Source organism: Mesorhizobium sp. M4B.F.Ca.ET.017.02.2.1 (assembly GCF_003998955.1).
In the GTDB taxonomy this organism is placed as follows: Bacteria; Pseudomonadota; Alphaproteobacteria; order Rhizobiales; family Rhizobiaceae; genus Mesorhizobium; species Mesorhizobium abyssinicae.
Window position 1 is genome coordinate 1 of record NZ_RZOF01000425.1, and the last position, 4809, is coordinate 4809.

General features: G+C 66.6%; 4 protein-coding genes. 3 read left to right on the plus strand and 1 reads right to left on the minus strand.

Annotation, left to right across the window (positions count from 1 at the left end):
• The coding region (locus tag EN738_RS31035) for an SDR family NAD(P)-dependent oxidoreductase (protein ID WP_127286934.1) at positions 1 to 428 on the minus strand (428 nt) is incomplete at its 3' end.
• A gap of 270 nt (positions 429 to 698) precedes the next feature.
• Between EN738_RS31035 and EN738_RS31040 the strand changes: the two genes are divergently transcribed.
• The 3 genes from EN738_RS31040 to EN738_RS31050 form a co-directional block, all read left to right on the plus strand.
• A complete protein-coding gene (locus EN738_RS31040) occupies positions 699 to 1952 on the plus strand; it encodes a sarcosine oxidase subunit beta (RefSeq protein ID WP_127286937.1) in 1254 nt (417 codons plus the stop codon).
• 63 nt (positions 1953 to 2015) lie between these two features.
• Positions 2016 to 2312 (plus strand): sarcosine oxidase subunit delta, encoded by a 297-nt coding sequence (locus EN738_RS31045; protein ID WP_127286935.1) that lies wholly within the window; start codon positions 2016 to 2018, stop codon positions 2310 to 2312.
• The coding region (locus tag EN738_RS31050) for a sarcosine oxidase subunit alpha family protein (protein WP_127286936.1) at positions 2309 to 4809 on the plus strand (2501 nt) is incomplete at its 3' end. The genes EN738_RS31045 and EN738_RS31050, both read left to right, overlap by 4 nt.

Sequence of the window (4809 nt, forward strand, 5' to 3'; positions counted from 1 at the left end):
GTGGAGGTGAAGATCAGCGAGCCGCCGCCGCGCTCGATCATCGCCGGCACCTGGTATTTCGCGCCGAGAAACGCGCTGGTCAGGTTGGTATCGAGCGTCTCGCGCCAGCCATCGAGTGACAGCTCGGAAATCGACCCCGTCTGCCCGACAGCGCCGACATTGTTGAAGGCAATGTCGAGACCACCGAACTTTTCGACCGCGAGATCGACGAGGGCCTTGGCATAGGCTTCGTCGCGGACGTCGCCGGCAAGCGCGACTGCGCTTCCGCCGGCCTCCTCGATCTCGTCGGCCAAGAGGTCGAGCTCTGCCTTGCGCCGGGCTGCGATGACCAGACTGGCGCCCTCTGCGGCGAACAGCTTTGCCGTGGCGCGGCCGATGCCGGAGCTGGCGCCGGTGACGATGGCGACCTTGTCTGTCAGTGCGAACATCTTCTGAGCATCCTTCTTTCGTGCCGGCATTGCCAGCGATTGGACGCTTGGTCGCAAATGGCGGCGGTCCGAGCCACCCGAAAGCTGCATTGGGGTTTGTGCCGCGCGGGTTGGTTGCTCGCCTGTGGATGCCACGGCGCAAAACGGCAAGCGCCGTCGCAAACAGCGCAAGGATGGCTGCGCGGTTTCGCTAGTGATACTCCTCGCGTGCCGAGGCGAGGATGCCCGGCCGCAAAATTCCGCGAAAGCTACTGGCGCGAGGCCTGGAACGTGAAGAAATATTCGGTATTCGCCATCGCCCGCGAGGCCATGCGCGGCCACAAGGGCTGGGAAGAGCAATGGTCTTCGCCGGAGCCGAAGAAGGAATACGACGTCATCATCGTCGGCGCCGGCGGCCATGGCTTGGCGACCGCCTACTATCTGGCCACCGTGCACGGCATCACCAATGTCGCGGTGCTGGAGAAGGGCTGGCTCGGCGGCGGCAACACCGGCCGCAACACCACCATCATCCGCTCCAACTATCTCTATGACGAGAGCGCCGGCATCTATGACCATGCGTTGAAGCTGTGGGATGGGCTCTCGCAGGAGCTCAACTACAACGTGATGTACTCGGCGCGCGGCGTCATGATGCTCGCCCACAATGTGCACGACATCCAGGTGCTGAAGCGCCACGTGCACGCCAACCGTCTCAACGGCATCGACAATGAATGGCTGACGCCGGAGCAGGCGAAGGAATTCTGCCCGCCGCTCAACATCTCGAAGGATGCGCGCTACCCCGTCGTGGGTGCGGCCTTGCAGCGGCGCGGCGGCACGGCGCGCCACGACGCGGTCGCCTGGGGCTATGCGCGCGGCGCCTCGGCGCGCGGCGTCCACATCATCCAGAACTGCGAGGTGACCGGCGTCAAGCGTGCGGCCAATGGCGCGGTCACGGGCGTCGACACGACGCGCGGCTTCATCGGCGCCAAGAAGGTCGGCGTGGTTGCGGCAGGCCATTCCTCGGTGATCATGAACATGGCCGGCGTGCGCATGCCGCTGGAGAGCTACCCGCTGCAGGCGCTGGTGTCGGAGCCGGTCAAGCCGGTCGTGCCCTGCGTGATCATGTCGAACACGGTGCATGCCTATATCTCGCAGTCCGACAAGGGCGAGCTGGTCATCGGCGCCGGCACCGACCAGTACGTCTCCTATTCGCAGACCGGCGGCCTGCACATATTGCAGCACACGCTCGACGCCATCTGCGAGATGTTCCCGATCTTCACGCGCATGAAGATGCTGCGCTCCTGGGGCGGCATCGTCGACGTCACGCCCGACCGCTCGCCAATCCTGGCCAAGACCCCGGTCAAGGGACTCTATGTCAATTGCGGCTGGGGCACCGGCGGCTTCAAGGCCACACCGGGCTCGGGTCACGTCTTTGCCCACACCATCGCCAAGGACGATCCGCACCCGATCAACGCGCCCTTCACCATCGAGCGCTTCCGCACCGGCCGCCTGATCGACGAGGCGGCAGCGGCGGCGGTGGCGCACTGATGGCTGCCGAAAGGCTTTGCGACCAACCGGCCACCGGCCACGGCGAATTGTAGGAACCAACAGATGCTTCTCATCCGCTGCCCCTATTGCGAGGAAGAGCGCCCGGAACTCGAGTTCCGCAACGCCGGCGAGGCGCATATCGCGCGCTCGACCAACATTGCCGGCGAGAGCGACGACGATTTCGAGAAGTTCTTCTTCATCCGCTCGAACCCCAAGGGCGTGATCTATGAGCGCTGGCGCCACATGCATGGCTGCGCGCGCTTCTTCAACGCCGTGCGCGACACAGTCACCGACAAGTTCATCATGACCTACAAGGCCGGCGAGCCGAAGCCTGCGAAGCTGCCGGGAGCCTCGAAATGAGCATCTCTTTCCGCATTTCCGGCGCCGGCCGCCTCAAGCAGGCGAAGACCGCCCGCTTCAGCTTCGACGGCCAGGCCTATACCGGCGTCGAGGGCGATACGCTGGCCTCGGCGCTGCTCGCCAACGGCGTCCATCTTGTCGGCCGTTCGTTCAAGTACCATCGGCCGCGCGGCTTCCTGTCGGCCGGCGCGGAGGAGCCCAACGCGCTGGTGCAGATCGTGCGCGACGACGCGCGCAAGACGCCGAATGTGCGGGCGACCGTGCAGGAGGTCTATGACGGGCTCACCGCCAACTCGCAGAACCGCTGGCCGTCGCTCGCCTTCGACGTCGGCGCGGTCAACGACATCGCCTCGCCGCTGTTCTCGGCCGGCTTCTACTACAAGACCTTCATGTGGCCGAAGGCGGCCTGGAAGAGCCTCTACGAACCGAAGATCCGCGCCGCTGCAGGCCTCGGCGTGTCGCCGGACAAGCCGGATCCCGACCACTACGGCGCGCGCTACGCCCATTGCGAGGTGCTGGTGCTGGGCGGCGGCGCTGCCGGCATTGCCGCGGCGCTCGCCGCGGCCGAGACCGGCGTCAGGGTGATCCTTGTCGACGAGCAGGCCGAATTCGGCGGCAGCCTGCGCTTCGAGGCCGGCGCCAGGATCGACGGCGAGGGCGGCTTTGCCTGGGCGCAAGCTGCCATCGCCAGGCTCAAGGCAATGGACAACGTCCGGCTGCTGACGCGCACGACTGCTTTCGGCTACTACGCGCAGAATTTCGTCGGCCTGGTCGAGCGGGTCAGCGACCATTTGCAGAACCCCGGCCGCGAACTGGCGCGCGAGCGTCTCTGGCAGGTCCGCGCCAGCCGAGTCGTGCTGGCGACCGGCGCCATCGAACGCCACATGGTTTTCGCCGACAACGACCGTCCTGGCGTGATGCTGGCCTCGGCCGCGCGCACCTATCTCAACCATTACGGCGTCGCCGTCGGCAGGAATGTCGGCGTCTACACGGCAAACGATTCCGCCTACGCGGCGGCGATCGACCTGAAGAGGGCCGGCGTCAACATCGCGGCAATCGTCGACCTGCGCGACAACCCGACCGGACCGGTGATCGACGAGGCGAGAGGACTGGGCATCGAGATCAATTTCGGCCGCGCCGTTGTTCGCGCCGGCGGCAAGCTGCGCGTGTCGTCGATGACGGTGCAGCCGAAGAATGGCGGCGGCGAGCGCACCATCCCGGTCGACGCGATCCTGATGTCGGCCGGCTGGACGCCGTCGGTGCATCTGTTCTCGCAGTCGCGCGGCAAGGTCGCCTTCAACGAGGAGACGCGGCGCTTCGTGCCGGGAACCTACGCGCAGGACTGCGTTTCGGTCGGCGCCTGCAACGGCACGGATGGCCTCGACGCGACGGTCGACGAGGCCTATGCGGCGGGCGACAAGGCGGCGAAGGAGGCAGGCGGCAAGGCGGGTAAAGCCGCCAAGCCGAAGGTCGATGCCAGCGAGAGCTGGTCGCGCGGCATGCTGGGCGCCGCGCCCGGCGCCGGACAGGGCACGACGGTCAAGGCCTTCGTCGATTTCCAGAACGACGTCACCGCCAAGGACATCCGCCAGGCGGTGCATGAGGGCATGCACTCGATCGAGCATGTCAAGCGCTTCACCACCAACGGCATGGCGACCGACCAAGGCAAGACGTCCAACATGCACGGTCTGGCGATCGCCGCCGAGACGCTCGGCAAGCCGATCCCGCAGGTCGGGCTCACCACTTTCCGCGCGCCCTATACGCCAGTGACCTTCGGATCGATCGTCGGCCATGCGCGCGGTGCGTTGTTCGACCCGACGCGTCGGACGGCGATCCATCCCTGGGCCGCGGCGCAAGGGGCGGTGTTCGAGGATGTCGGCCAGTGGAAGCGCGCCTGGTATTTCCCCCGGGGAGCCGAGGACATGCACGCCGCCGTGGACCGCGAATGCGTCACGGTGCGCAAGACGGCCGGCCTGTTCGACGCCTCGACGCTGGGCAAGATCGAGGTGGTCGGGCCGGACGCGGCCAAGTTCATGGAGCTGCTCTACACCAATCCGTGGGAGAAGCTCGAGCCCGGCCGCTGCCGCTATGGCATCATGCTGCGCGAGGACGGCTTCATCTATGACGACGGCGTCGTCGGCAGGCTGGCGCCGGACCGCTTCCATGTGACGACGACGACGGGCGGCGCGCCGCGCGTCATGCACCACATGGAGGACTATCTCCAGACCGAGTTCCCGCATCTCAATGTCTGGCTGACCTCGATCACCGAGCAGTGGGCGGTCATCGCCGTGCAGGGGCCGAAGTCGCGCGACATCATCGCGCCGCTGGTCGAAGGCATCGACATGTCGGACGAGGCGCTGCCGCATATGTCGGTGCGCGAAGGCAAGATCTGCGGCGTGCCGACGCGGCTGTTCCGCATGTCGTTCACCGGCGAGCGCGGCTTCGAGGTCAACGTGCCGGCCGACTACGGCCAGGCGGTCTGGGAGGCGCTGTGGGC